The organism is Pedococcus sp. P2_F6 (genome assembly GCF_056403675.1).
The window spans coordinates 206,019-229,576 of record NZ_JBFUEZ010000002.1 but is presented as its reverse complement, the minus strand read 5'-3'; the positions used below and the strand labels follow the sequence as shown (position 1 = coordinate 229,576).

Below are 23,558 nucleotides of genomic sequence, written 5' to 3'. Positions count from 1 at the left end.
GGGTCCACATCTGGTCTGGATCGGCGGAGAAGGCGGAGATCTACTCGCCGAGTCTGACTCGTCGGCCTCACCGACGGCGAGAGCCCGCCGCTCGTCGCCTCCCTGACGGCGAGGCGCGATCCTAATCGGTGGCAAGGCGTTCGTCCTGCGCCGGCACTTCATCAAGTAAGTGCTTGCGGCGGATCCGCGAGAAGAGATCGGTAGCCTCCGACGCGCACTGCAGGGCATGCGCTCCCTGGCCGGTAACACTCTGGGTATTGCCATTGGTGCGGGAGACCTTCCAGGCGGCTCGGCACACCCCCTGGAACACCCTCCTGACCAGCCGAGACCACGCCAAGCGGGCGACCCGCACAATCAGCGCCTGTCGGACCCAATATTTGGACTCAGCCGGGCGACCTCCATTGGCACGCGGTGGTCAGCTGTTCATTGGTTACTCCAGCTGGGACGCTGACCAGCGTCTTGTGAGTCCGCAGGGAGAAGCCACGATCGGTGCCGACCGAACCAATGCGCACGGTCAGTACACCTAGCCACGATGTGGAAGCGCCATGTTCAGCGGTTCCCTGAGGAGTTCATCGACCCTGACTCGAAACTGAGACGGCATATCGACGAGGTCGGGGGAGTACAGCCACTGAACCTGCAGTCCGTCCAGCAGGGCTGTCAGCTCTATCGCGACGCGCTCGACGTCAACTTCTTCGCGCATCTGGTTGCTGGACTGAAGGGCTTCGAGGGCATCTCGAAGCCACCCGCGGACAGTGGAGTACCGGGCGACGAAGTAGGCATGCGCTGGGTGCTCTGGGTGTGTGGCCTCCGCCGCGAGGACGGCGAAGAGGTTGACGATTCCGGGTTGTGACGCGTTGCGCTCGACCAGGCGAACCATTCGTTGCAAGAAGTCGCGCGGATTCCCACGCGGGTCGAGGGTGCCGTGGAAGATCTGCCCACGGTTCAGCTCGTCGCGACGTTGCAGCACAGCCTCGAGCAAGGCTTCCTTGGTCTGGAAGTGGTGTAGCAGCCCCGCGCGAGTCACACCGCAGTCCTCCGCGATCTGGGCGATGGTCGTGTTCCAGTAGCCGATCTTCCCGAAGGCTTCGAAGGCAGCCACCATGATCGCCTCGCGCCGCGCGATGCCTGGTGCGTAATGCCGGGGCCGTCCGCTGCCCATCCGACCTCCCAGGTTTTTGGTCTTCCCGTGCGCCGTGATCCTTTCACGCCGTGCGGCCGCGGCCCGTTGCGCGGTGGCTGACAGATTCTCAAAATGAAAACCTACACATGCGTTAGTTTTCATGTTAGCGTACGGGCATCGCACTGAAGCGGTGCGTGAAATGGAGACCAACGATGTTCACCTCTTCACAAGGACTTCCATGGCAGCCGACGACTGCGTAGTCGGATGCCAGAAGGTGGCCAAGCGCTTCGGTCACGTCGAGGCGTTGCGCAATGCCAACGTGATCGTCCCCGCGGGCAAGGTTGTCGCCCTCGTCGGCGACAACGGCGCAGGAAAGTCAACGCTGATGAAGACGCTGCTCGGCATCAACAAGCCCGATCACGGCGACGTCATCATCAACAACGAACCGGTTCGACTACACAGCATTCGAGACGCACAGGCCCTCGGCCTCGAGGCGGTCCATCAGGACCTCGCGCTCGCGCCTCACCTGTCGGTCGTGGAAAACATGTTCCTCGGACACGAACTGACCGGGCCGGCCTTTGGCACACTCTCAAGACGCGAGATGACAGAACGTGCCGATGTCGCCCTGTCCGAGCTGGGCATCAAGCTACCGTCGCTGACCGTCTCGGTGCGTGAGCTCTCCGGTGGACAGCGGCAGGCCGTCGCCGTAGCCCGCGCAGTCATGTGGGCTCGTGTCGCCGTGCTGATGGACGAGCCCACCGCCGCACTGGGCGCACGCCAGTCCGAAATCATCGCCGAGCTCATGCGGACGGTAGCCGCCCGGGGCCTCGGAGTACTGGTGATCTCCCACGACTTGCCGCGCATCCTCAAGGCCGCCGACACCATCACCGTTCTTTGGCGCGGGGAGACCGTCCTCGACGCCCCAGCCGACGGACTCACCGTGCCCGACCTGGTCGCCACCATGGTCGGCTACCGAAAGGAGGACGTCGCATGAGCGCGAACACCGCCACCGCTGCGACAACGGCGGATGACCGCGCACGAGCGCAGACATCCCGCGTTGCCACCTGGCTGCGCACCCGCGCAGCCTGGATCCTGCTGCTGGACGTCGCGCTCGTGGCGATCTTCACGGCGTTGTCGCCCGACAACGTGTTCTGGTCCCAAGCGAACGCCGAAGCACTCATGCTCAGCATCTCTCAGACACTCCTGCTAGCGCTCGGCTTGGCCATGATGCTCGGCGCCGGGATCTTCGATCTGTCCTTGGGCGCGAACCTCGTGCTGTCGTCGGTGATCGGCGCTCAGGTGATGCACAACTTCCAAAGCACTCCTGGTGCGGCATCGTCCTACGACTCACCCTGGCTCGCCATCGTCGTGGGTCTGGCCGCCGCAGTCGTTACCGGCATGCTCTTCGGGCTGATCAACGGTCTGCTCATTGCTGTCGGCGGAATCAACTCACTGATCGCGACGCTGGGAACGCTGGGTATCGGCACCGGAACGGCGCTACTGCTCAGCGGAGGAACCGACATCGGCGCCCTGCCCGTCGCGCTGCAGACCGATATCGGACTGCGCACCCTGGGCCCGGTGCCCGTGCCTGCCATCGCAGCCATCCTGACGCTCGCGGCCCTGTGGGCGGTTGTCCGGTTCACTCGCTTCGGAATGCGCGTCCGCGCCATCGGATCGGCCCGAACCTCAGCCGAGCGCGCGGGGATCCGTGTCCGCGGGTACCTGATCACACTGACTGTTCTAGGCGGGGGCCTCGCGGGAATCGCCGGCTTCATCGACCTGTCCAGGTTTGGCTCCACGTCGATCGCCGGACACAGCAACGACGCGCTCGGGGCAGTTACCGCTGCCGTCATTGGCGGGACGCTGCTTGAGGGCGGGTACATCTCGGTCGTTGGAACCTTGTGGGGCGCCGCTTTGGCCGTGATCTTGCAAGCCGGCCTGGTCATCCTCGGCGTCTCTGCCTTCTGGCAGCTGATCGTCGTCGGCAGCGTCCTACTCCTTGCCGTTCTCCTCGACCGCGTCGCCACGCTCCGACGTAACCGCTCCGCTGTCTGATTCGCCCACCCCCTCTCACACCACATTTGGAGACTCTCATGAACAACCTTCACACCTGGCGGCGTGCCGGCGTCGTCGCGGCCGTCGCGACCCTCGGGCTCACCGTCAGTGCCTGCGCCGGCAGCGACGACGCAGGGTCCGGATCCACCAGCGCCGCCAAGAGCATTCGCTTGGCAGCCGTTCTGCCCAATACCTCAGACCCGTTCTTCGCATCGATCTCGTGTGGGGCGCTGGACAAGGCGAAGGAGCTCGGCGTCGAGCTGAAGACGTACAACTCGACGACCCCAGACGCCAACACCATGTCGTCCAACTTCCAGACCGCGCTCCTTGGGTCGCCCAACGGCGTGCTCGTGAGCCCGTTCAACAACAACCAGTTCATCGCCCAGTACAAGCAGCAGATGGCCAAGGGCGTGCCGGTCGTCACTCAGTCCAGCACGGACCCGCAGAGCGAGTTCAAGGCGATCTTCAGCGACACGGACACGGCCCCACTGGCCGCGGACGTTGCTGACCTGATCCCGCAGGGCGCTGGCAGCATGGTCTTCCTGGGAGGGGCCCCCGGCATCCCGCCCTTGGAACAGCGCACGAAGCCTTTCGTGGAAGCTGTGGCCAAGCAGCGTTCGGACCTGAAGGCACTCCCAACGGACTACAGCGGCTTTGACGTCAACAAGACGACGACCACCGTCTCTTCTCTGATCCTTGCTCACTCGGACCTCAAGCTTGTCATCGCCGCGGACGGCCCGGATGCCCTGGGGGCCGCGGCCGCCATCAAGCAGGCCGACAAGGCCGGCAAGATCGCCCTCATCGCCTTCGATGCGGTCCCGGGTGAGGTTGACGCGCTGCGCGCTGGCACGATCACCGCGCTGGTGGCGCAGAACCCCACCGACATCGGAGCCAAGTCCGTTCAGGCCCTCGTTGACTACCTGAAGGCGCACCCGAACGGCGGTCCGGTCACCCCGGCCGGCAAGGAGGCCGTCGCGAACCAGGTGATTACGTCCAAGAACGTGGACGACCCGGCTACGAAGCCTTTCTTGTACCGCGCCGGCTGCTGATCGCAGGGCGGCGGCGCGACCGCGCCGCCGCCCTCAGCTTGACGAAGGGACCCGCAATGCCTGAGCCCGCTCGCACGCTGCTCTCGAGGGACGAATTCGACCGGTTGCGCAGTAGCTTGCGGGTCTCCACGGCCCGGCGGCCGGACCCCTCGACCATCGTCGCCGCTGCCGGCTTGGTCCGTCATGGCCTGGTGGTGGCTGCAGGTGAGGGACCAGCCGCCCCGGGGGAAACTTCGGACGGCCCGGGAGGACCCTACCGATTGGTCCAATGGGTCGACGAGGCTGATGCGTGGCACTCGGTCAATGACCGAATCGAGCTCGACCTCCATGGCTCGGCGTCAATGACTCACATCGACGCCTTTTCGCACTTCGCTTGGCTCGCCGACGGCGATGGCAACGGTGGCGAGGAGGGGAAAGGGTTGGCGCCCTCAACCTCGGAGGCTGCCAACGCCGCGCACACCGATGCCGGTCAGGTCTTGACTAGCGGAGCCATCGTTGCGCGCGGCGTGCTGGTGGACGTGCCTGGACTGGTTGGCTCACCCGTGCCACCAGGGCACGTCGTTACACCTCTCGACATCGCCGGTGCGCTAGAACGGCAGAACGTCCAGGTCCGGCGCGGTGATGCTCTGTGGTTGCGGTTCGGGCGGACTCGACAGCGGTTCTCCGACGACAGTCTGGGTCACGAGCCCGAGGCCGGGCTCAGCATCGCGTGCGCGACGTGGTTGGCCAGCGTGGAGCCGTCGGTGGTTGTCACCGACTTCGGCATGGACGGAACACCTTCAGAGGTCGAAGGGATCCCAGTGCCGTGGCATGTGCTGCTCTTGACGAGTCTGCGAGTGCCCTTGGTGGACATGGCGAACCTCACCCCGATCGCCCAAGCATGTGAGACGCAGTCGACGTGGGAGTTCATGTCCGTCGTTGTCCCCCTTCCGCTTCCTGGGGCTACCGGCTCACCCGTCAACCCGATCGCGATCTTCTAGCTCCCACAACGCGAAACGACTCGTGCAAAGGCACGTCACAGGCAACGGCCGGGCTGGGAACCGGCCGCCGCGCCAACACCGCCACACAACCACCCGGTGGGACCTACTGTTCCGCCCCTCTCCCGATTGGTCGATCACACGACATGACTGCTCGCACTTCTTCCTCCATGACGCACCGCCCCGTCGACGTTGGTGAAGCACCTTTCAACCTCGACGTCGATGACCGTTTCTGGGTCGAGCAGACCCTCGACGGGATGACACTCGAGCAGAAGGTCGGTCAACTGCTGTGCCTTTACCTGCGCACGGACGACGTTCCGACTTGGTGGGGACAGTTGCAGGGCGACGGGATCGAACCGGGTGGTGTGCTGATGCTGCCCCGCCCGACAGACAAGGCGCGTGACGACGTCAGTAGCTTGCAGGTGCGTAGCCCGATCCCATTACTCGTGGCAGCCAACCTCGAGTCCGGTGCCGTCAACTTCCTCACCGACGCTGAAGCGTTCGCGAACCCCATGCAGCTCGCGGCCACTGGCGACGTCACCGCTGTTGAGCTCTTGGCCACGCACTGCGCGCGCATCGCCTACGACGTGGGCATCAACTGGGCCTTTGCGCCTGTGGTTGATGTTGCGGTCAACCCGGCCAACCCCATAACCAACACTCGCACCTTCGGTGAGGACGTTGAGACGGTTGCGACGTTCGGCTCCGCCTACATCCGAGCGTTGGAGCAGCGTTCGATCGTGACGTCGCCCAAGCACTTTCCCGGCGACGGTGTCGACGGACGTGATCAGCACCTCGTCACGTCCAACAACGATCTGGACGTCGATGCCTGGCAGGCGACTTTCGGTGACGTGTACCGTGCCGTGATCGCCGCCGGAGCCCGCACGATCATGGTCGGGCACATCCGCCAGCCGGCACTGAGCCGGTCCCTGCGACCCGGCATAGAGCCCCACCAGCTCATGCCCGCCTCGCTGGCGCCGGAACTGCTGGGCGACGTGCTGCGCGACCAACTGGGGTTCAACGGGCTGATCGTGTCCGACAACACCGTGATGACCGGATTCACTTCGGTCATGACGCGCCGAGAGGCGCTGCCCACCGCCCTGAATGCCGGCATCGACATGCTCTTGGGGAACCTGTCAGTGGTCGAGGATTTCGAGATCCTTCTCCACGCCGCCCGCTCGGGCGCTGTGCCGGCCGAACGTCTCGACGACTCGGTGCGGCGAGTACTGGCCACGAAGGCGTCCGCCGGTCTCCACCGGCCAGCGACGCGTGACCCAGGCCATCTGGGCTCGAGCGAGGTCGATGCCGTCGCGCGAGATGATGTCGCGCGCCGATCCGTCACCTTGGTCAAGGACACGCAGGAACTGCTGCCCCTTAACCCCGCCGTGCACCGCCGGGTCTTGGTGTTCGTTCTCGGTGACGAACCCACGTTCTACGACCCCAGCGGCCCATTCGCGCCGCGGTTCGTCGAGGGCCTGCGCGAGCGTGGCCTCACGGTGGATGTGGTGAAAGTGCCGTCAGAGCATGGGGACCCGGCTGCAGCTGAGCACCTCAACGAGCGCTATGACCTGTGTCTGTACTTCGCGAATCTTCGATTCACTGGCAACAGCAACAGCCTCAGGATCGCCTGGACGCCGTGGCAGGGCCACGACGCGCCGAGGCATGTTGCCAGCCTTCCCACGGCGCTCGTCTCGATCGCTGACCCGTACGTTTTGCAGGACGTGCCCATGATTCGCACGGCAATCAATGGGTACACCCCGACCCCTTCCACGGTCGATGCGGCCCTGGCTGTGCTCTTCGGTGAACAGCCCGCGCAAGGGCAAAGCCCGGTGGATCCATTCGTCGGACACTGGGACGCAGCACTGTGAGCGGCGATCGGACACCGGTGACGGTGGCTGAGATCCGTGGATGGTTGTTCGACCTCGACGGAGTCCTGACTCCCACGGCCGACGTCCACATGCGGGCGTGGGCAGCAGTCTTCGATCCGTACCTGGCCGCTGCGGGCGTGGCCGAGTACACGGATGCCGACTACTACTCGTTCATCGACGGCAGGCCCAGATACGACGGCGTACGCGCCCTACTGGAGAGTCGCGGCATACACATTCCCGAGGGGGACCCATCGGACGCGAGCAACGTGGAGACCGTGTGCGGCTTGGGGAACCGCAAGAATGACGCGTTCCATCTCGTTCTGCGCAGCGGCGGCGTCGTTCCCTATCCGGGCAGTGTCGCCTTCCTAGACGCAGTGGTGAAACGAGGCTGCCAGGTTGCTGTCGTTTCCAGCTCGAAGAACGCCCCTGAGGTGCTCGCAGCTGCGGGCCTTGCGGACTGGTTTGAAGTCGTCGTCGACGGAGGATACGCCGCGGGTGAGCGGCTGCCAGGCAAGCCCGCCCCGGACACGTTCATCAGAGCGGCTTCACTTCTTGGGCTCCTCCCAGGTCAGGCAGCGGTGGTGGAGGACGCCGCATCCGGAGTGCGCGCTGGTCGTGCCGGCCTGTTCGGGCTCATCGTCGGGCTGGACCGCGGCGTCGGAGCCGCCACCTTGGCTGCCGAAGGCGCTGACACTGTCGTGACCGAACTGGACCAGCTCCTCGACTCCCTCCGTTCAGCTCCATCGCCCTGACTGGCGCACGACGCCCCAGGCCAAGCGCATCGGCCATGGCGCGATCCCGCAGGGTGGACACGCTGAAGTAGTCCGTGCGAGCGGGGCGCGTTCCTGCGTCTGTCTGTCGTGCTCAGGCGTGGGTCGGTGCGCCTCCGGGCTGGTTCGCACCACTTCCGGTGCGGTCGACGACTGTCGCCGATGTGGCGAGCACAACCTGGTCCACGGTGACGCCGGGAGCAAGCTCGACCAGTTCGAACCTGTCGTCGATCACGTCGAGAACAGCCAGGTCAGTGACGACGCGTTTCACCACATTCCGACCGGTCAACGGCAGGGTGCAGCGTGCCACCAGTTTCGCCTGGCCGGTGCGAGTGGAGTGCTCCATCAACACGATCACTCGTCCAGCGCCGCTCACCAGGTCCATGGCTCCGCCCATGCCTTTGACCGTTGCGCCGGGCACCATCCAGTTTGCTAGGTCCCCGTTGCTGGCTACCTGCATGCCGCCAAGAACAGCCACATCAATGTGGCCTCCTCGAATCATTGCGAAGCTGAGCGCGGAGTCGAAGTAGGCGGCGCCTGGCCGGACGGTGACGGTCTGCTTGCCGGCGTTGATCAGGTCTGGGTCGACGCCCTCGTCGTACGGGAAGGGTCCGACGCCCAAGATGCCGTTTTCTGCGTGCAGGGTCGCCGTGGAGTCATCGGGCAAGTGAGCCGGTATCAGTGTGGGTAGACCGATGCCGAGGTTGACGTATTCACCGTCGCCCAGCTCGACTGCCGCGCGCGCTGCCATTTCGTCACGGGACCACGGCATATCAGCTCTCCTGCGTCATGGGTGATGGACGGTGGCGGGTGGTGCGCTTCTCGATCTCCTTGCGCGCGGCCTGCTCGGCGGTGAGGGCAACGACACGTTGCACGAAAACCCCTGGTAGATGAACGTTGTCGGGGTCGAGCTCGCCGACCTCTACCACTCGCTCGGCTTCGACGATGGTGACTCGTCCGGCCATGGCGGCGTTGGGGTTGAAGTTGCGTGCCGACGCGTGGAAGACGCAGTTGCCGGCCCGGTCTGCCACGGCCGCACGCACGAGGGCGAAGTCGGTAACGATGGACTCCTCCAGGACCATGGGTCTGCCGTGGAACGTGCGCACCTCCTTGGGCGGGGACGCGACGGCGACCGAGCCGTCGGGTCCGTAGCGCCAAGGAAGGCCCCCGTCGGCCACTAAGGTGCCCACACCCGTGGGTGTGTAGAAGGCGCCGAGTCCTGCCCCACCAGCCCGGAGTCGTTCGGCCAGCGTTCCTTGTGGGGTGAGTTCGACGTGCAGCTCTCCGGCGAGGAACTGGCGAGCGAACTCCTTGTTCTCACCGACGTATGAAGCGATAACGCGTGAGATCCGGCCGCGTTCCAGCAGGAGCCCAAGCCCCGCACCATCGACACCGCAGTTGTTGGAGACGACGGTCAGATCGGTGACGTTTCCGTGCACGAGTGCCTCGATGAGAAACCAAGGAATGCCGGCCAGGCCAAACCCCCCGACGGCGAGACTGGAAGCGTCGGGGATGTCGGATACTGCGTCGGCTGCAGAACTGACAACCTTGTCCAGGCTCATGCGGCGTCCACATTCTCGAAGACGGCGGCAATCCCTTGACCGCCGCCTATGCACATCGTCTCGAGTGCGAATCGTCCCCCGCGGCGCCGCAGTTCGTATGCCAGCGTCGCCAGGATGCGTGCTCCTGTGGCACCGACCGGGTGTCCTAAGGAGATTCCGGACCCGTTCGGGTTGAGCCGGTTGTCTTGCGCGTCGATTCTCCACTCGCCCAGGCACGCCAGCACTTGGGCTGCGAATGCTTCGTTGAGCTCGATCAGGTCCATGTCGGCGAGGCTCAGGCCCGCCCGGGTCAGGGCCGCTGCAGTTGCCGGCACTGGACCGACACCCATCGTCTCCGGTGCGACCCCGGCGACAGCCCACGAGCGCAGCGCGAGGATGGGTTGAAGTGCCCGGCGTTTGGCCTCGGTGCGGGTGGTGACGATGCAAAGGGCGGCTCCGTCGTTCTGGCCGCTGGAGTTGCCGGCGGTGACGGTGGAGCCCGGGTCGACCGTGCGGCGCACGGGCGGGAGGGCGGCCAGGGTGTCCATCGTCGTGTCGGCCCGTGGATGCTCGTCCTGGTCGATGACCAGGTCGGGCTTGCCGCGGGTGCCGGCTACTACGACGGGGACGAGCTCGTCGGCGAATCGGCCTGCTGCGTGGGCGGCGATGGCTCGCTGGTGGGAACGGTGGGCGACCTCGTCCTGTGCGCGACGGCTGATCGCATGTTCGCGACGTAGGTTCTCTGCGGTCTCGATCATTCCATCGCGTATGGGGTGGTGCTGCCCGCCCGCGGTCTCGCGGGCCCGTGCCAGGCGGTCGGCGAGCTGGACGTTGCCGCTGCGGATCCCGGTGCGTAGTCCGAGGGCGTAGTGCTCCACCTGGGACATGGACTCGACGCCTCCGGCGACAACCAGTCGGGCCGCTCCGGTGGACACCATGCCTGCGGCGTAGAGGACCGCTTGCAGGCCGGACCCGCATCGACGGTCCACCTGCACTCCCGGCACGGATGTGCCCAGGCCGGCGTCGAGTGCAGCGACGCGTCCGATCGCGGGGGCTTCACCGTTGGGGTAGCCCTGCCCGAGGATGACGTCGTCGACGTCGCCATCGGACAGGTTCGCGCGGTGCGCCAGTTCTCGCAGGAGCCCGGCCACGAGGTCGGCCGCGGTCAGAGCCGCCAGCGTGCCTCCGAACCGGCCCACCGGAGTGCGCATCGGGTGGCAGATCACAATGTCCATGCCTTCGAAGGTACGCAGTCGGCTCAGAAGAGAGAAGTACCTATTCGAGCGTTATTAGAACTGTGCGAGTATGAGTAGATGGAACTTCGTCTGATGCGCTACTTCGTTGCGGTTGCTGAGGAATTGCATTTCGGGCGGGCTGCGGCTCGGCTGCACATGGCGCAACCTCCGCTGTCGCAGCAGATCCGGCTGCTGGAGGCGGGCCTCGGGGTGGAGCTCTTGAGGCGTACGACGCGCAAGGTTGAGCTGACGGCTGCAGGGGTGGCCTACCTGGACCGGGTGCGTTCTGTGCTGTGGGAGGTCGAGGACGCCGCGAGGGAGGTGCGGCGAGTGGCGGCCGGCACGGAGGGCAGGTTGGTCGTGGGTTGTGTGGGGTCCGCGACGTACAGCCTGTTGCCAGCCCTGGCGCGCAGGCTGCGAGAGGAGCTGCCGCGCGTTGACTTCAGCTTTCGCGGCGAGATGCTCGCACCGGCGCAGGTTGAGGCGCTGGTCGCAAGAAACATCGACCTGGCCCTTCTGAGACCACCAGTTGACAGCTCTGAGATCGAGCTGCGGACGCTGCGCCACGACAAGCTGATCGTGGCGCTGCCGGAGGGGCATCGGCTCAGTGCGCGCAAGCGTGTCAAAGTCAGTGACCTCAGGGATGAGGACTTCATCATGCACGCGGGCCAGGGACGTTCAGTGATGAGCGGTGTCGTCGCAAGCCTGTGTCAGGATGCCGGCTTCGTGCCCCGCGTGAGGCAGGAGGTGGCCGAGACCTCAACGATGGTCACGTTTGTCGCTGCCGGGCTGGGGGTTGCCCTCGTCCCTGAGCCAGTGTCTGCTCTCGGCGTGCCCGGGGCGACGTTCAGGCCGCTGACGCCACGGTCTGCGGTTGAGCTCTGTATGGCGACGCGGGCAGGTGAGCGCGCCCCGCATGTGGCGCGGGCCGCCGAAGTCCTCACGCAGATGACGGGCGGCGCGCTCGAGCCGTAGCGGCAGTTCTTGCTGCGTTCTTGTCCCCTAGTCTGGCCGTGCCATGGAAGCCATTGCCGATGGGTCTGGGTCGAGGGCCGCCAGGGTGACGGTGGTCAGGCTCCACGAGACGAGCCCAGGTCGAGACGAATACGGTCGATGGTCTGCTGCAGTTCGGACTCGATGCGTGCCAGTTCCGAATTGTCAGCGATGCGGGCGGGTAGCGCCACTGCGATGACCAGCGGGATGGACTCTCCCGGGGGGAATACCGGGGCGGCGATGGACGCCACGCCGGGGATAACCCCGCCGGACGTGACGGCGGCACCGCGACGCTTGACTTCGGACCGGATCCGGTCGAGTTCTGCCGCGTTCGGCGGGCGTCCCGTGTCTGTCGACATCTGACTTTCCAGGACTGGCCTCGTGAGGGAGTCGGGCAGGTAGGCCAGGTAGACGCGGCCGACCGAGGACGTCAAGAGTGGCAGTGTTGCGCCGACGCGTACCGTGATCGGCAGAGCGTAGGACCCATAGTCCCAGCGAACCAGAATCGGTCCGTGGTCACCCCACACGGCGAGGTTGACGGCGTGGGAGGTTCGGTCGCGCAGGTCAGGAAGATGTTCAGACACGAGGCCGACCTCGTCGAGGCGACGCAGAGACTCGACACCGATTCGGCGCATCGCCGGACCAAGGTCGTATAGCCCGGATCTGTGGGACTGCACGACCATGCCCGTGCGGACCAGGCTCACGAGGTAGCGGTGGACCTTGCTCGCGCCCATGTTGGCGGCATGGGCAATCTGGGTGAGGCTCATTGGACCGAGGCCAGCTTCAATGGTCTCAACGATCGACATGGCCAGTTCGACGGACTGGATGCCCTGCTGCTGGCCTTTTGGAGGTGCCTCTTGCGGCTGAGGCACGTCGTTCGGTTGCACAGTGGACGAGTCTATCGGTGGATCAGGTGCGGGAATGCGAGGTTGTCAGGGGGGTCCGGGGTGAGCACGAAGTCAAAATTGCACCGCCAAGTGGTGTCGTGGTCCGCGCGCTCGTAGTTGGTCACCAAGGACTCCTTGACCCCGAAGACAGCGTCGGAGCGGAGGTAGTCGTCACCTGCTGCGAATGTATGCGTGACGAGTCGTTCGTAGTTCACGGCGGTGATGAGGAAGTGCACGTGCGCTGGCCGGTACGGGTGGCGGCCGAGCGCACCGAGGAGTTGACCGACGGGGCCATCGTCGGGAATGGGGTATGACGTTGGCTTGATTCCGCGGAAGGAGTAAGCGCCGTCGGCACCGGTGATGAACCTGCCGCGGTTGTTCCACTGCGGCTGGATGTCGGGCTGTTGGACGTCGTAGTAGCCGTCAGCGTTGTCTGACCACACGTCCACACATGCGCCTGCGATAGGGGAGCCCGTGAGGTCCAGAACGCGTCCGGTGAACAGGCAGCTCTCACCCTTGCCGTCGAAGGTGATGTTCTCACCCATGCTGCGGATGGGTGCGTCGGTGACATGGAACGGGCCGAACACGGTGCTGTCGGTCGCGCCCTTAGGGCGGTGGTGGTTGATCGCGTCCACGAGCATCGAGAGTCCGAGCACATCGGAGAGCAAGATGAACTCCTGCCTTTCGTGGTTGCACAACTGTCCCGTGCTGGTGAGGAATGCGATTGCGTGCTCCCACTCAGCCTCGGTCAAGGCCACCTCCTTCGCGAACGCGTGAAGGTGCTGGATGAGGCTTGTCATGATCTGTGCCATGCGTGGGTTGGCGTCGGGGCCTGTGCGTCCCAGGACTTCCTCGGCTGAGCGCTCCTCGGTGAAGAACGTCATGACTTGCCTGCGTCCGAGGCGCTTGAGCCGGGCCGGTGCCCCGCCCACGCATCTTGAAGTAAGGAGCGAATGCCGTGACGTTCCAGGGGTCGGGGAGTCCAGTACGGGGAGGTGAGGGCAAGGTCTGCCACACGGTCGAGGTCGGCTTCCGTCACGCCCAGGTCAGCAAGCCGTTGCGGGGCACCGACGACGCTGGAGAAGTCATAGAGGCTCGTCCCGAGCGGGCTTCCGAAAAGTTCACGTGCCGGGGCGAGTTGTTCCGCGGCTGCCTCAGCGACAAAAGCCATGGTGTGCGGCAAGAGGATTGCATGGGTGGGGGCATGGGGCAGGTCGAGACTTCCACCGAGGGTGTGGCACAGCTTGTGGTGGATGGACATGCCTACGCCTCCGAGCACGGTGCCGCACAGCCACGCCCCGTAAAGGGCCGTATCACGGGCGTGCTGGTCGCTCGGGTCGCGGTGGAGTGCAGGCAGTGCTTCCCGGAAGGCCCGGAGACCCTCCGTGGCTAGCACGGCGAAGAGTGGACTGCCGTCGCGTGCGTAAAGACCCTCGAGAGCGTGCGCCATCGCGTTCAGGCCGCTGGTCACCGTGAGGGCTTCGGGCAGGGTGTCGGTCAGGGATGGGTCGTATATGACGACCTCGGGCAGGATCTCCGGGCCGCTGCGAGTGGTCTTCACCCCATGTTGGGTCTCGCCTAGAACCGGGGTGACCTCTGAGCCCGCATAGGTGGTGGGGACCACGATCTGGGGCACTCCCGTGCGGCTGGCGATTGCCTTCCCAAGCCCTGTGGTGGATCCCCCGCCTAGGGCAACGATTCCGTCTGCGCCGGATGCGCGCAATGTGGTGACGGCCTCGTCGGTCACGGCGACTGGAGTGTGCATGGTCGCGTTGCTGAAGACGCCTGCAGACAGGTCGCCCAGGGAGGCAGCCAGCGCGGCGCCGTGCTCGGCCTGTTCGGGGGTCGTGAGAACCAGCGCGCGGTGTACCCCGGCTCGTGCGACCTCCTCGGGGATCTGTGCCAGGGAGCCGCGCCCGAACACGATGCGGGCCGGCCCTGTCGTGTGGGTGAACCCGTGGAGTGCGGATTGGGGTGCCGGTTCGGCGTTCATCGGTCGAGGCCGAAGAGCGAGGCTGCGTTGGTTCGCCCGATCTTGGTGCGGTCCGCCTCTGAAAGTGAGGCTGCGTCGAACCAGTTGGCTGCGTGGTCGATGTTCTCGAAGGGCCAGTCGGTCGAGAACATGATGCGGTCGGCACCGAGCTCGAGGATCGCGTCGATGAGCGACTGGGTGCGGAAGTTGCCCGACGTGGTGATGTGGAAGTTCTCGGTGAAGTAGTCGACGAAGCGTCGCTTGGCCGGGTAGGTGGGTGGAAGGTCGACCCAGGCATTGCGGTTGTCCATGCGCCACAGCATTGCCGGGATGCCCTCGCCCATGTGGCCAATGACGATTTGAAGCGAGGGGTGGTCGTCGAACAGGCCACTGGCCATGAGTCGCAGCGCATGGACGGCCGTCTCCTGCGCGAAAGCCCAGGTGGGGCCGAGCAGCCAGGGATGGTTGTCGTAGATTCGGGCGTCCTGTGCGAGCGGGTTGCGTGGGTGGAGATAGAACGGGACGTCGAGCCGTGCAACCTCGGCCCAGAATGGGCGGTACTGGGGTAGGTCGTAGTAGAGCGGCTCCTGTCCGTTGCCATGTTGGTCGTCTTGGGAGAACCCGTTGACGAGGGCGCCGACGAAACCGAGGTCTGTGACGCACCTGTGCAGTTCCTGGGCGGCGGCGTCGGGGTCCTGGAGGGGCAGCGCGGCGAAGGCTCGGAACCGATCCGGACGTTTGGCGCACTCTTCGGCGAGGGCGTCGTTGGCGCGTTTGGCGATTTCGATGGCGCGCCGGCGGTCTGGGATCGCTTGGACGGCAGGTGCGTTCAGGGACAGGATCATTGTATCGATGCCATGTTCGTCCATGAGTTCCAGGCGACGTCCCTGGACGTCCAGGAGTCGGTTCTGCAGTTCGTCCCAGTAGGTGCCGGGTACGAAGCCGGCGGAGTCCTGGAGTGTCTCGGGAATCGCCCAGTGCTCTTCGAGCGCGATTTTGCCTTTCATGATGTTCTCCTTGTCTGCGGGGGTGTCAGGCGGAGGTGCGGAGCTGGCCGAGCAGCTCTTTGATCAGCGCGCCTAGCTCCTCTGCGTTACCCGCCAGGGCGTAGATGTAGCTGTCCGGACGCACAATTGCCGCGACGCAGCCTGTGCTGGCAAACCAGCGGGTGTAGGTTCCGCCGGTGTCGGACAGGTCGGCGGGTTCGAACATGGACTCGATCCCGAAGGTGACTTCGCGCCCACCGAGCGAGCCGAAGGCCGCGCGAAGGTCGTCGGGGATGGCTGCCAGAGAGAGGGCGCTGTTGGCAACAACAAGCCACCCTGTGCCAACCACGTCGTCGAAGAGGGCGGTGCGTTCGGCTGACGAGACAATGCCCTGGGGGAGCATGTCTCCGCCACTGACTATGAGTCCGCCGCGCAGGGCCGGGTACACGAGCTTGTCCGGCTTCATGTTCGCTTGGCGTGCGGCGATCATCTGGGCGTCGCGAAGTTCGGCTTGTTCGACGTCCCGCATCGTCTGGACCCGACCGAGCTCGATGGCCTTTTCAGTGATGAAGCGGACGTGCGGTTCGCGTTCCACCTGGTATGTGTCGAGCAGGTCGTCGGGTCCGCCGCCGGCCACGACCATCTGAAGCTTCCAGGCCAGGTTTCTGGCGTCGCGAATGCCAGACACCATTCCCTGTGCGAGGAAGGGGGGCATCTGGTGGGCTGCGTCTCCGGCGAGCAGGACCCTGTGTTGCCGCCACTGCTGAGCAATGCTGGAGCGGAAGGTGTAGTTCGCGGTGCGGATCAAGTTGGCGTCGGCGGGGGTGAGGTAGTCCCCGACGCGCTCCCAGACCCGGTCGGTCCGGATCGCCTCCTCGGCCGAGGTGTCGGCCTCCAGCCGGAACGAGAACCGATGGTGGCCGGGCCCGATGTTCACGATGGCGATTGGTTCGGCGGGGTTGCAGACCTGACGGAAAGTGGGCAGCCCGGGGACGTCGTGCCGGAGCTGGAAGTCGCACACGAGCCAGTTTTCGAAGAACCCGTAGTCGTCGAGGCCGACGCCAATCACGTTGCGCACTGTGCTGTTGCCGCCGTCGCATCCGATCACGTAACGGGCGCGGACCTCTTGTTCGTTGCCGTGTGCGTCACGGCTCGTCACGGTGACGTAATCGGGATGCTGGTCGATGCCAGTCACCTGAGTGCCACGGCGGACCTCGACGGTGGGGAGGGTCTCAACGAGTTCGTGCAGCACGGTCTCGATGTGCGGTTGGTACATCATGTACTGAGCGGGCCAGCCACAGCGGCCGGGGTTGTCGAATTCGATGTCGAGCAGTACATCTTCACGGCCGTTCACCCAGACGTAGCCCCGCTGCACGTTCGTGCCAGCCAGCATCTTCTCGGCTACGCCCAGTTTCTGGAATGTCCGCATGGTCTCGTCGTCAAAGGCCGCGGCCCGCGGCAGGTTGTAGAGGCCCTCATACCTCTCCATGGCCAGGACGCTGATGCCTTGTTGCCCAAGCAGGGCTGAGAGGCTCATTCCGGTGGGGCCATATCCGACGACGACAACATCGACGCCTTCTGCGGTAATGGTCATTTCAGGTCTCCTGGTCTTTGCTCACGAGGGCGTGAAGGGTCATGCCTTGAGCCCTGCTTCCTTCGCTTCGTGCCGTCGGGTCGCGCCGTTCGACCTGGTGATTTGGGGGACGCATGCTGCCAGGACGGCTCCGATGACGCCGGGGATGGCAAACAGGTAGAAGTTCCACGACACATCAAGGGATGAGGTCAGGATGGCGCCGCCCATGGTTGGGCCCGTTATGGCGCCGACACGGCCGATGGACAGGGCCCACCCGATGCCGGGACCGCGAAGGTGGTCAGGGTAGCGAGTGACGATGAAGGCGTTGGTGAGGACCTGTGAACCGATGAAGCCCAGACCGCTGACGAACATGAGGACGAAGAGCAAGGGGAGCGGCGGTTTCAGGGCCATCAGGAGGAGGGCGGCGGCGCCGGCGAGGAATGAGGTCACGACGACGGGCTTGATGCCAAGCCGTCCAGCGAGGCGCCCTCCGGCGACCATGCCGACGGCGGCGCCAACCCACATCGCCGCGGCTTGGAGCAGGGAGGAGCCAAGGGAGTAGCCAGCCGCTTGCATGATGGTGGGCAGCCACGTGCTGATGCCGAATACGAGCAACAGACCGCAGAAGGAGATGGCCCAGAAGAGCAGCGTCGGCAGCCATACACCGCTGCCGAACAGCGAGCGCAGACCGCCGAGGTCACCGCGCTGGGTCGGGAGCACAGTGGTGGATGGGGTGTAGGGGCTCTCGGGAAGTGCCCGCACGGCGAGCGGGAGAAGGACGATGGCGGGAAGGGCGCCGGCAGCGTAGATCCACCGCCATGACGCCTCGGGCAGCAGAAAGGCTGCGAGCAGGGCTGACAGGAGGGCGCCTCCTGCATATCCGGCCATCATCGCGCCCACGTTTCGGGTGCGTCGTTCGGGAGCGGAGATGTCCGCGATGTATGCGGTCAGGGTGGGCAGGACGATGCCGACGCCGAGGCCGACGACGGTACGGGCGAGGCCAAAAAGGCCGAAGGTGTGTGCGAGGGCGCAGGCCAGCATGCCGACCGAAAAGAGTCCGGCTCCGCTGAGCAGGAGCCGTCGGCTTCCTACCCTGCGGATGAGCAGGGCGCAGAGGGCGGCCCCGATGAGCATGCCGATGGCGAGTAGGGATCCGACATGGCCGGCTGACTGCTTAGTGACGTTCAGATCGGACTTGAGAAGGGAGGGGATGGTGACGCCATATGAGGCGAGGTCATAGCCCTCCAGGGCAGCAAACGCGCCGGCGATGAGCAGAACGGGGAGCTCCCGGCGGGATCCGGCGCCATTGCCGGACACGGTGACAGACATGGTGATTCTCCTGGCGAAGAGAGTGGGCTGAGTGGTGTTGAGGACGCTCGAGTTTGGTGCTGGCAATCAAGATAGATTTCACCTATACAGAAGTCAATGCACAATAGTGAAAGATTTGGTCGGACGCTTGAAGTCCGACCCGGCACCTACAGGACTCAGGGTGCAGCCGGATGGGAGCCAATGGGCGCAAAATCTTGGGTGGCCGGGCGAGCGATTCGAGTCCAGATCTCCATTCCAGGGAATAGTCTTCCCCGGAAGAAAGTTGCCCTCCCCATGAGAGAGAACCTGCCCATCTTCGAAGCCCTCGTGCGGGTCGAGACGCGCTTGTGGAATCAGCTCGACAGGTCCCTGAGCGACGGACACGGACTCTCCCTTGCCTCGCTGCTCACGTTGCGCGTGCTGCAGGCCGCGCCGGGCAGCCGGGTCCAAGATCTGGCCGACGAGATCGACATCTCACCCGGTGGAGCGAGCAAGCTCGTTGATCGCCTGGTCTCCGCAGAGCTCGTGGAGCGGACCGCGGACAACGCCGATCGAAGAGTGAGCCGTCTGCGCCTCACGAAGCGCGGACGCCGAGCCGTGAAGGAGGGCTCCACGATGAGCGAGGAGTGGCTGTCGGCGCGGTTCGAGCAAGCCATCGGGTCGCAGGGAGCCGGGGAGCTCGCAGTCCTGCTCGGGTCGCTTGGTTCGCCCTCCGCCGCGCAGGATGGTGCCGCGTGAACGCCGCCCCCGACACCATGCGTGCAGTGGTCCTCTCAGCTCCAGGGGGTGTCGACGCCCTGCGCGTGCAACGCATTGCGGTCCCACAGCCAAGAGCTGGTTGGGTGCTCATCCGGGTGCGAGCAGTTGGAGTCAACCGTTCCGAGTTGCACACCCGACTCGGGCTCGCCGAAGGAGTCACCTTCCCGCGCGTCCTCGGCATCGAGGCAACCGGTGAGGTGGTCGCCTGCCCCGACAGTGAGTTTGCTGTCGGGCAGCAGGTGATGACGATGATGGGCGGGATGGGCCGCACCTTTGACGGCGGATATGCCGAGTACACCTGCGTGCCGGTCGGCCAGGTGGTCCCTTTCCGCAGCGAGCTACCCTGGGAGCTCTTGGGGGCAGTCCCGGAGATGCTCCAGACGGCATACGGGAGCCTGACCACTGGACTGGACGTCCAGCCCGGGCAAACCCTGCTGGTGCGTGGTGGCACCTCCTCGGTCGGGATGGCGGCCGCCGTGCTCGCGAAGCGCATGGGGCTCACCGTCGTGTCGACGACCCGTTCCCCGTCGAAGGCGGAGCGCCTGCGCGAGCTCGGCGTGGACCACGTTGTCATCGACGACGGAGAGATCGCCCCCCAGGTGCGGCAGCTCCTGCCCGACGGGGTCGACGCGGCCCTCGAGCTCGTCGGCGCCCCCACTCTTCGAGACACGTTGCGGACCCTGAAGGTGCACGGGGTGGCGTGCTTCACCGGGATGCTGAGCAACTCATGGGTCGTCGAGAGTTTCTATCCGATCGACTACCTGCCTTCAGGCGTCAGACTCACCGCCTACTCAGGCGAAGCCGCCGACCTCCCACCAGAGGTCCTGCAGGACTTCCTAGCCGCAGCCGCCGACGACCACCACCTCATCCCACTGGATCGAGTGTTCCCCCTCGACCAGATCGGCGATGCCCATGCCTACATGGAACAGAACCGCGCCACAGGCAAGATCGTCGTGGTCCCATGAGGTCACGCCATCACCCACGAACATGGCAAGCCCTCACCTTCACGGCTGGCCCATGGGACAACCTCGGCATTCTGATTCTGGCCGCGACTGAGCGTGAGCACTCAAGCCAGGTCACCGGAGGCCTTGCGCACAAGGGAATCAAAGCGACGGAAGGCCGGTGCGTCACGCGGAATCTCGAACGCCCATCATGACCTCATCGATCCGCGACCGCTGCGAGCTGCACTACCTTCCGTCAGTCGCCGACCATGGCCCTGAGCGCGCTGCCTACGACGAGTCCGGAGACCTGATCCGCCAGGAGCTGCCCGGAGAGCTTGTCCCACCATCGGCCGCGACGAGGTCGGCCAACCGATCCGGCGGTCGTACTCCGGTACTGCGGCAGTCCTGAGGGGTCAGCCGCCATTCGCGGCGGTGTGGGACATCCATCCTGGGCGGAGCGCCTCAGGCTAAGCCCGTGCCCTAACAGTCCGGGTGTGCACGAAAGACGCCGGCCGGCGTCGAGTGTCCGTGGGGAAATCGCGGCGAAATTTGCTGGCGAGCCGAGAAGCGGCAGGCGGGCGGGCGGCATACGTCGGCCTGTAAATCCATCGCTAAAGCTTCGAAGGTTCGAATCCTTCACCTGCCACCACGTGCCCAGAGGGCGCCTGACCCGCGGAAACGCGGATCAGGCGCCCTCTGTGCGGGGTAGGGGTATCCAATCGAGGTGGACTCCCAGACCGCTGCGATTGCGAGCCGCAGTCCTTGTCTTGCTCGCCGCGGACTCGGATGCCCGAGGGCTACGAGCGGGGGGCGGTGATGGATTGGCGAAGTTGAATCGGCATGTCAATGAGCTGGATTCCCCGGGGGGCATCGGGATCCAGGACCTGTGTCATCGCGCGTCGACCCATCTCTTCATAGGGGAGCTTTGCGGTGGTGAGGCCCGGTCGCATGTAGGAGGCGAGTTCGTCGTCGTCGAAAGAGGCGATGGACACATCGTCGGGAACGGTCGCGCCATCTTCCGTCAGCGCCTGGTGCGCGCCGAAGGCGACGCGATCATTGAGACAGATCAGGGCGGTGACCTTCACTCCCGAATCGAGGATGCTCCTGGTGGCGTCGTACCCATTCCAGGGCTCCCACACTTCGAATTCGGCCGTGACGGCAGGCGCAACCCCTGCCTCGTCGAGTGCTTGGTAGATGCCTGCGAACCGGCTGCCGATGGTGGCCGAGATGGTGGGGCTGGCGATGGCCTTCGGGGCGTATCCGACGATCCCAATTCCGTGGCGGTGGCCGGCGTCCAGCAGCTGCCGGGTCACCCGGTAGCCCGCCTGTTGCTCCGCCGGTAGGACGGCTGAGTGAGCACTGGTGCTGGTGGCGTTTGCAGTGACCGCGCGGAGGCCTTCGGGAAGGTCCGGCAGCTCAAGCAGCCGTGCGGTGAGCGAGCCGAAGACGATTCCATCGACCTGGCGGTCGATCATGAACTCCAGGGCCTTCTCCAGCTGGAGGGGGTGGTTTCCCGTCTCCGCGATCAGCACCCCGTGGTCGCGCTCGTCGGCAACGTCGAGCAGCCCCCGGATCATGGCCGAGGCGAACCGCGTGATGGTCACTTCGTCGGAGATGAAGCCGACCGTGTGCGTCTTGCCCATCCTCAGGGACCGCGCGGCGGGGTTGGGCCGGTAGTTCAGCTCGCGCGCCGCCGCCTGGATCCGCTCCATGGCATCCGCGGACAGCCGCGACCCGGGACGGTTGTTGAGCACCAGGCTGACAGCGGTTTTTGACATCCCGGACTTGGCTGCGACATCAGCGAGGGTGACGCGCTTGGTCATCCGCTACTCCCTCCTGGCTGTGACGCGCTCGGCCACGTAGGGCTGATCCTATCCACAGGGACCAGTACTCAGTCACGAAGTTGCACTTGAAAAGGTTTTAGCAAGCCCTTGTGGTGTCATCTCGACGCTGCTAGCCTGCAGTCTGCTGAATCAATTTAGCACTAGAAGGACCCTCCCACCCCAGGGGTCCCTCGGCAGCCCCAACGACGAGGCCGTGGCCCGCACTTTCGTCGCTGAGGCCCGGCCTTGAAACGTCGGTCATCACACGATGGAGTCGGCACGACCGTGCGCACGGGCACTGACCCAGACAACCAACGGAGCCCGTCATCCCGGCTCTGCACATCCCTATCTGCACATCCTCATCTGCACCTGGACCCCTCGGAGGACTTCCGTGAAGCTCAACCCAACCCAACGCATCGTCGTCGGCCTGCTTGTCGCCGCCCTACCCCTGTCACTCACCGCCTGCGCCAAGGGCGGCAGCTCCAGCGGTGGCGGCAACGGCGAACTCGCCATGTGGACCCACAACGCCGGAAACAAGGAAGAGCTCGCCGCGATCACCAAGATCGTCGACGACTACAACGCCAGCCAGACCAAGTACAAGGTGAAGATCCAGGCCTTCCCACAGGACTCCTACAACCAGTCCGTCGTCGCCGCGGCCGCGTCGAAGAAGCTGCCCTGCATCCTGGACATCGACGGCCCCAACGTCCCCAACTGGGCCTGGGCCGGCTACCTCGCCCCCCTCGAAGGCCTGGACAGCACGCTCTCCAAGTTCCTGCCCAGCGTGCTCGGCAAGTACAACGGCAAGACCTACTCCTACGGGTACTACGACGTGGCCCTCGTGATGGTCACCCGCAAGACGATCCTCGAGAAGAACGGCATCCGGGTCCCCACCATCGACCAGCCTTGGACCAAGGACGAGTTCACGGCCGCACTTCAGAAGCTCAAGGCGTCCGGGAAGTACCAGAACCCCCTCGACATCGCGACCAGCTTCACCGGTGAGTGGTGGCCGTACGCCTACTCGCCGATGCTGCAGAGCTTCGGCGGTGACCTCGTCAACCGGACCGACTACAAGTCGGCGGACGGGACCCTGAACGGTGACAAGGCGGTTGAGTGGGCCAAGTGGTTCCGCGGCCTGGTCACCGACGGACTGGTGCCCCTCAAGTCAGGCGCCGACCCGGCCAAGGACTTCGTCAACGGCAAGACCGCCATCCTCTACAACGGCACCTGGACAGCGACGGACACCCGCAATGCATTCGGCGCTGACACCCTGTTCCTGCCGCCGCCGGACCTCGGCAACGGCCCCAAGATCGGGGGCGGCTCGTGGCAGTGGGGCGTTTCGACCGGCTGCGCCGAGAAGGCCGGCGCGCAGGACTACATGAAGTTCGCCGCCCAGGACAAGTACGTCGCGTCGGTGGCGGCGGGAACCAAGAACATCCCGGCGACGGATGCGGCCGCCGCCACCGTGCCCGGCTACCAGGCTGGTGGTGAGAACGACGTCTTCCGTCAGTACGCCAAGAAGTTCGCGGTGCTGCGTCCCATCACCCCCGGCTACCCGTTCATCGCGACGGAGTTCACCAAGACTGCCCAGGACATCCTGACCGGTGCCGACCCCAAGAAGGCGCTCGACCAGGCCGTCAAGGACATCGACGCCAACCAGAAGGGCAACGGCTACTTCAAGTGAGGCCGTGACAGGACCCGGTATGC

22 protein-coding genes are annotated in these 23,558 nt (G+C 65.3%); 11 read left to right on the top strand and 11 right to left on the bottom strand.

Features of this window, described 5'->3' with window-relative positions; translation table 11 throughout:
• Nucleotides 1-523: 523 nt before the first annotated feature.
• Nucleotides 524-1,282 (bottom strand): TetR/AcrR family transcriptional regulator, encoded by a 759-nt coding sequence (locus tag AC1DWP_RS06515; RefSeq protein WP_477613645.1) that lies wholly within the window; start codon nt 1,280-1,282, stop codon nt 524-526.
• A 76-nt stretch (nt 1,283-1,358) separates the two neighbouring features.
• Between AC1DWP_RS06515 and AC1DWP_RS06510 the strand changes: the two genes are divergently transcribed.
• The 6 genes from AC1DWP_RS06510 to AC1DWP_RS06485 all read left to right on the top strand — a co-directional run bounded on the left by AC1DWP_RS06510 (nt 1,359) and on the right by AC1DWP_RS06485 (nt 7,818).
• Nucleotides 1,359-2,114, top strand: a complete 756-nt coding sequence (locus tag AC1DWP_RS06510) for an ATP-binding cassette domain-containing protein (protein WP_477613644.1) — start codon at nt 1,359-1,361, stop codon at nt 2,112-2,114.
• Nucleotides 2,111-3,175, top strand: coding sequence for an ABC transporter permease (locus AC1DWP_RS06505; protein ID WP_477613643.1), 1,065 nt, complete (start codon nt 2,111-2,113; stop codon nt 3,173-3,175). The genes AC1DWP_RS06510 and AC1DWP_RS06505 overlap by 4 nt, the downstream gene beginning before the upstream one ends.
• A 38-nt stretch (nt 3,176-3,213) precedes the next feature.
• Complete coding sequence (locus AC1DWP_RS06500) at nt 3,214-4,224, top strand: sugar ABC transporter substrate-binding protein (RefSeq protein WP_477613642.1); 1,011 nt, start codon at nt 3,214-3,216, stop codon at nt 4,222-4,224.
• A gap of 260 nt (nt 4,225-4,484) precedes the next feature.
• On the top strand, nt 4,485-5,204 hold the full coding sequence (locus tag AC1DWP_RS06495; protein WP_477613641.1) for a cyclase family protein: 720 nt from the start codon (nt 4,485-4,487) through the stop codon (nt 5,202-5,204).
• Nucleotides 5,205-5,347: 143 nt separating this feature from the next.
• Nucleotides 5,348-7,066, top strand: a complete 1,719-nt coding sequence (locus AC1DWP_RS06490; protein ID WP_477613640.1) for a glycoside hydrolase family 3 protein — start codon at nt 5,348-5,350, stop codon at nt 7,064-7,066.
• Between the two features lie 23 nt (nt 7,067-7,089).
• Entirely contained in the window at nt 7,090-7,818 is a 729-nt protein-coding gene (locus AC1DWP_RS06485) for an HAD-IA family hydrolase (RefSeq protein ID WP_477613639.1), read from the top strand.
• A gap of 112 nt (nt 7,819-7,930) precedes the next feature.
• Here AC1DWP_RS06485 and AC1DWP_RS06480 read toward each other — a convergent pair whose 3' ends face one another.
• The 3 genes from AC1DWP_RS06480 to AC1DWP_RS06470 are packed head-to-tail and all read right to left on the bottom strand — an operon-like array spanning nt 7,931 to nt 10,612.
• Nucleotides 7,931-8,608 (bottom strand): 3-oxoacid CoA-transferase subunit B, encoded by a 678-nt coding sequence (locus AC1DWP_RS06480; protein ID WP_477613638.1) that lies wholly within the window; start codon nt 8,606-8,608, stop codon nt 7,931-7,933.
• A 1-nt stretch (nt 8,609) separates the two neighbouring features.
• On the bottom strand, nt 8,610-9,392 hold the full coding sequence (locus tag AC1DWP_RS06475) for a CoA transferase subunit A (RefSeq protein ID WP_477613907.1): 783 nt from the start codon (nt 9,390-9,392) through the stop codon (nt 8,610-8,612).
• Nucleotides 9,393-9,394: 2 nt separating this feature from the next.
• Nucleotides 9,395-10,612, bottom strand: coding sequence for an acetyl-CoA C-acetyltransferase (locus tag AC1DWP_RS06470; protein ID WP_477613637.1), 1,218 nt, complete (start codon nt 10,610-10,612; stop codon nt 9,395-9,397).
• Nucleotides 10,613-10,690: 78 nt separating this feature from the next.
• Between AC1DWP_RS06470 and AC1DWP_RS06465 the strand changes: the two genes are divergently transcribed.
• The gene (locus tag AC1DWP_RS06465; protein WP_477613636.1) at nt 10,691-11,587 is read left to right on the top strand and encodes a LysR substrate-binding domain-containing protein; all 897 of its coding nucleotides are present in this window, start codon (nt 10,691-10,693) and stop codon (nt 11,585-11,587) included.
• 95 nt (nt 11,588-11,682) lie between these two features.
• Here AC1DWP_RS06465 and AC1DWP_RS06460 read toward each other — a convergent pair whose 3' ends face one another.
• The 6 genes from AC1DWP_RS06460 to AC1DWP_RS06435 are packed head-to-tail and all read right to left on the bottom strand — an operon-like array spanning nt 11,683 to nt 18,352.
• Nucleotides 11,683-12,492: an IclR family transcriptional regulator gene (locus AC1DWP_RS06460; RefSeq protein WP_477613635.1), complete on the bottom strand. Its 810-nt coding sequence runs from the start codon at nt 12,490-12,492 to the stop codon at nt 11,683-11,685.
• Between the two features lie 11 nt (nt 12,493-12,503).
• Entirely contained in the window at nt 12,504-13,376 is an 873-nt protein-coding gene (locus tag AC1DWP_RS06455) for an intradiol ring-cleavage dioxygenase (RefSeq protein WP_477613634.1), read from the bottom strand.
• A complete protein-coding gene (locus tag AC1DWP_RS06450; protein WP_477613633.1) occupies nt 13,373-14,485 on the bottom strand; it encodes a maleylacetate reductase in 1,113 nt (370 codons plus the stop codon). The genes AC1DWP_RS06455 and AC1DWP_RS06450 overlap by 4 nt, the downstream gene beginning before the upstream one ends.
• Nucleotides 14,482-15,471 (bottom strand): gamma-resorcylate decarboxylase, encoded by a 990-nt coding sequence (gene tsdA, locus AC1DWP_RS06445; protein WP_477613632.1) that lies wholly within the window; start codon nt 15,469-15,471, stop codon nt 14,482-14,484. The genes AC1DWP_RS06450 and tsdA overlap by 4 nt, the downstream gene beginning before the upstream one ends.
• Nucleotides 15,472-15,496: 25 nt before the next feature.
• Nucleotides 15,497-17,044 carry a bifunctional 3-(3-hydroxy-phenyl)propionate/3-hydroxycinnamic acid hydroxylase MhpA gene (mhpA, locus tag AC1DWP_RS06440; RefSeq protein ID WP_477613631.1) on the bottom strand — a complete coding sequence of 516 codons (1,548 nt, stop codon included), beginning with the start codon at nt 17,042-17,044 and terminating at the stop codon, nt 15,497-15,499.
• A gap of 39 nt (nt 17,045-17,083) precedes the next feature.
• A complete protein-coding gene (locus AC1DWP_RS06435) occupies nt 17,084-18,352 on the bottom strand; it encodes an MFS transporter (RefSeq protein WP_477613630.1) in 1,269 nt (422 codons plus the stop codon).
• 273 nt (nt 18,353-18,625) lie between these two features.
• Between AC1DWP_RS06435 and AC1DWP_RS06430 the strand changes: the two genes are divergently transcribed.
• The 3 genes from AC1DWP_RS06430 to AC1DWP_RS06420 all read left to right on the top strand — a co-directional run bounded on the left by AC1DWP_RS06430 (nt 18,626) and on the right by AC1DWP_RS06420 (nt 20,440).
• On the top strand, nt 18,626-19,069 hold the full coding sequence (locus AC1DWP_RS06430) for a MarR family winged helix-turn-helix transcriptional regulator (protein WP_477613629.1): 444 nt from the start codon (nt 18,626-18,628) through the stop codon (nt 19,067-19,069).
• Nucleotides 19,070-19,086: 17 nt separating this feature from the next.
• Nucleotides 19,087-20,055 (top strand): zinc-binding alcohol dehydrogenase family protein, encoded by a 969-nt coding sequence (locus tag AC1DWP_RS06425; protein ID WP_477613906.1) that lies wholly within the window; start codon nt 19,087-19,089, stop codon nt 20,053-20,055.
• A gap of 187 nt (nt 20,056-20,242) precedes the next feature.
• Nucleotides 20,243-20,440, top strand: a complete 198-nt coding sequence (locus AC1DWP_RS06420) for a hypothetical protein (protein WP_477613628.1) — start codon at nt 20,243-20,245, stop codon at nt 20,438-20,440.
• A gap of 388 nt (nt 20,441-20,828) precedes the next feature.
• Here AC1DWP_RS06420 and AC1DWP_RS06415 read toward each other — a convergent pair whose 3' ends face one another.
• The gene (locus tag AC1DWP_RS06415; RefSeq protein ID WP_477613627.1) at nt 20,829-21,854 is read right to left on the bottom strand and encodes a LacI family DNA-binding transcriptional regulator; all 1,026 of its coding nucleotides are present in this window, start codon (nt 21,852-21,854) and stop codon (nt 20,829-20,831) included.
• A 391-nt stretch (nt 21,855-22,245) separates the two neighbouring features.
• Here AC1DWP_RS06415 and AC1DWP_RS06410 point away from each other — a divergent pair, with 391 nt between their 5' ends.
• Nucleotides 22,246-23,535, top strand: coding sequence for an ABC transporter substrate-binding protein (locus AC1DWP_RS06410; RefSeq protein WP_477613626.1), 1,290 nt, complete (start codon nt 22,246-22,248; stop codon nt 23,533-23,535).
• Nucleotides 23,536-23,558: the final 23 nt, after the last annotated feature.

What these genes read in the sequence shown, in the direction of transcription:
- AC1DWP_RS06515 (WP_477613645.1), bottom strand. Translation starts at nt 1,282, where the DNA reads ATGAAAACTAACGCATGTGTAGGTTTTCATTTTGAGAATCTGTCAGCC.
- AC1DWP_RS06510 (WP_477613644.1), top strand. Translation starts at nt 1,359, where the DNA reads ATGGCAGCCGACGACTGCGTAGTCGGATGCCAGAAGGTGGCCAAGCGC.
- AC1DWP_RS06505 (WP_477613643.1), top strand. Translation starts at nt 2,111, where the DNA reads ATGAGCGCGAACACCGCCACCGCTGCGACAACGGCGGATGACCGCGCA.
- AC1DWP_RS06500 (WP_477613642.1), top strand. Translation starts at nt 3,214, where the DNA reads ATGAACAACCTTCACACCTGGCGGCGTGCCGGCGTCGTCGCGGCCGTC.
- AC1DWP_RS06490 (WP_477613640.1), top strand. Translation starts at nt 5,348, where the DNA reads ATGACTGCTCGCACTTCTTCCTCCATGACGCACCGCCCCGTCGACGTT.
- AC1DWP_RS06480 (WP_477613638.1), bottom strand. Translation starts at nt 8,608, where the DNA reads ATGCCGTGGTCCCGTGACGAAATGGCAGCGCGCGCGGCAGTCGAGCTG.
- AC1DWP_RS06470 (WP_477613637.1), bottom strand. Translation starts at nt 10,612, where the DNA reads ATGGACATTGTGATCTGCCACCCGATGCGCACTCCGGTGGGCCGGTTC.
- AC1DWP_RS06465 (WP_477613636.1), top strand. Translation starts at nt 10,691, where the DNA reads ATGGAACTTCGTCTGATGCGCTACTTCGTTGCGGTTGCTGAGGAATTG.
- AC1DWP_RS06455 (WP_477613634.1), bottom strand. Translation starts at nt 13,376, where the DNA reads ATGACGTTCTTCACCGAGGAGCGCTCAGCCGAGGAAGTCCTGGGACGC.
- AC1DWP_RS06450 (WP_477613633.1), bottom strand. Translation starts at nt 14,485, where the DNA reads ATGAACGCCGAACCGGCACCCCAATCCGCACTCCACGGGTTCACCCAC.
- tsdA (WP_477613632.1), bottom strand. Translation starts at nt 15,471, where the DNA reads ATGAAAGGCAAAATCGCGCTCGAAGAGCACTGGGCGATTCCCGAGACA.
- mhpA (WP_477613631.1), bottom strand. Translation starts at nt 17,044, where the DNA reads ATGACCATTACCGCAGAAGGCGTCGATGTTGTCGTCGTCGGATATGGC.
- AC1DWP_RS06435 (WP_477613630.1), bottom strand. Translation starts at nt 18,352, where the DNA reads ATGTCTGTCACCGTGTCCGGCAATGGCGCCGGATCCCGCCGGGAGCTC.
- AC1DWP_RS06430 (WP_477613629.1), top strand. Translation starts at nt 18,626, where the DNA reads ATGAGAGAGAACCTGCCCATCTTCGAAGCCCTCGTGCGGGTCGAGACG.
- AC1DWP_RS06425 (WP_477613906.1), top strand. Translation starts at nt 19,087, where the DNA reads ATGCGTGCAGTGGTCCTCTCAGCTCCAGGGGGTGTCGACGCCCTGCGC.
- AC1DWP_RS06420 (WP_477613628.1), top strand. Translation starts at nt 20,243, where the DNA reads ATGACCTCATCGATCCGCGACCGCTGCGAGCTGCACTACCTTCCGTCA.
- AC1DWP_RS06415 (WP_477613627.1), bottom strand. Translation starts at nt 21,854, where the DNA reads ATGACCAAGCGCGTCACCCTCGCTGATGTCGCAGCCAAGTCCGGGATG.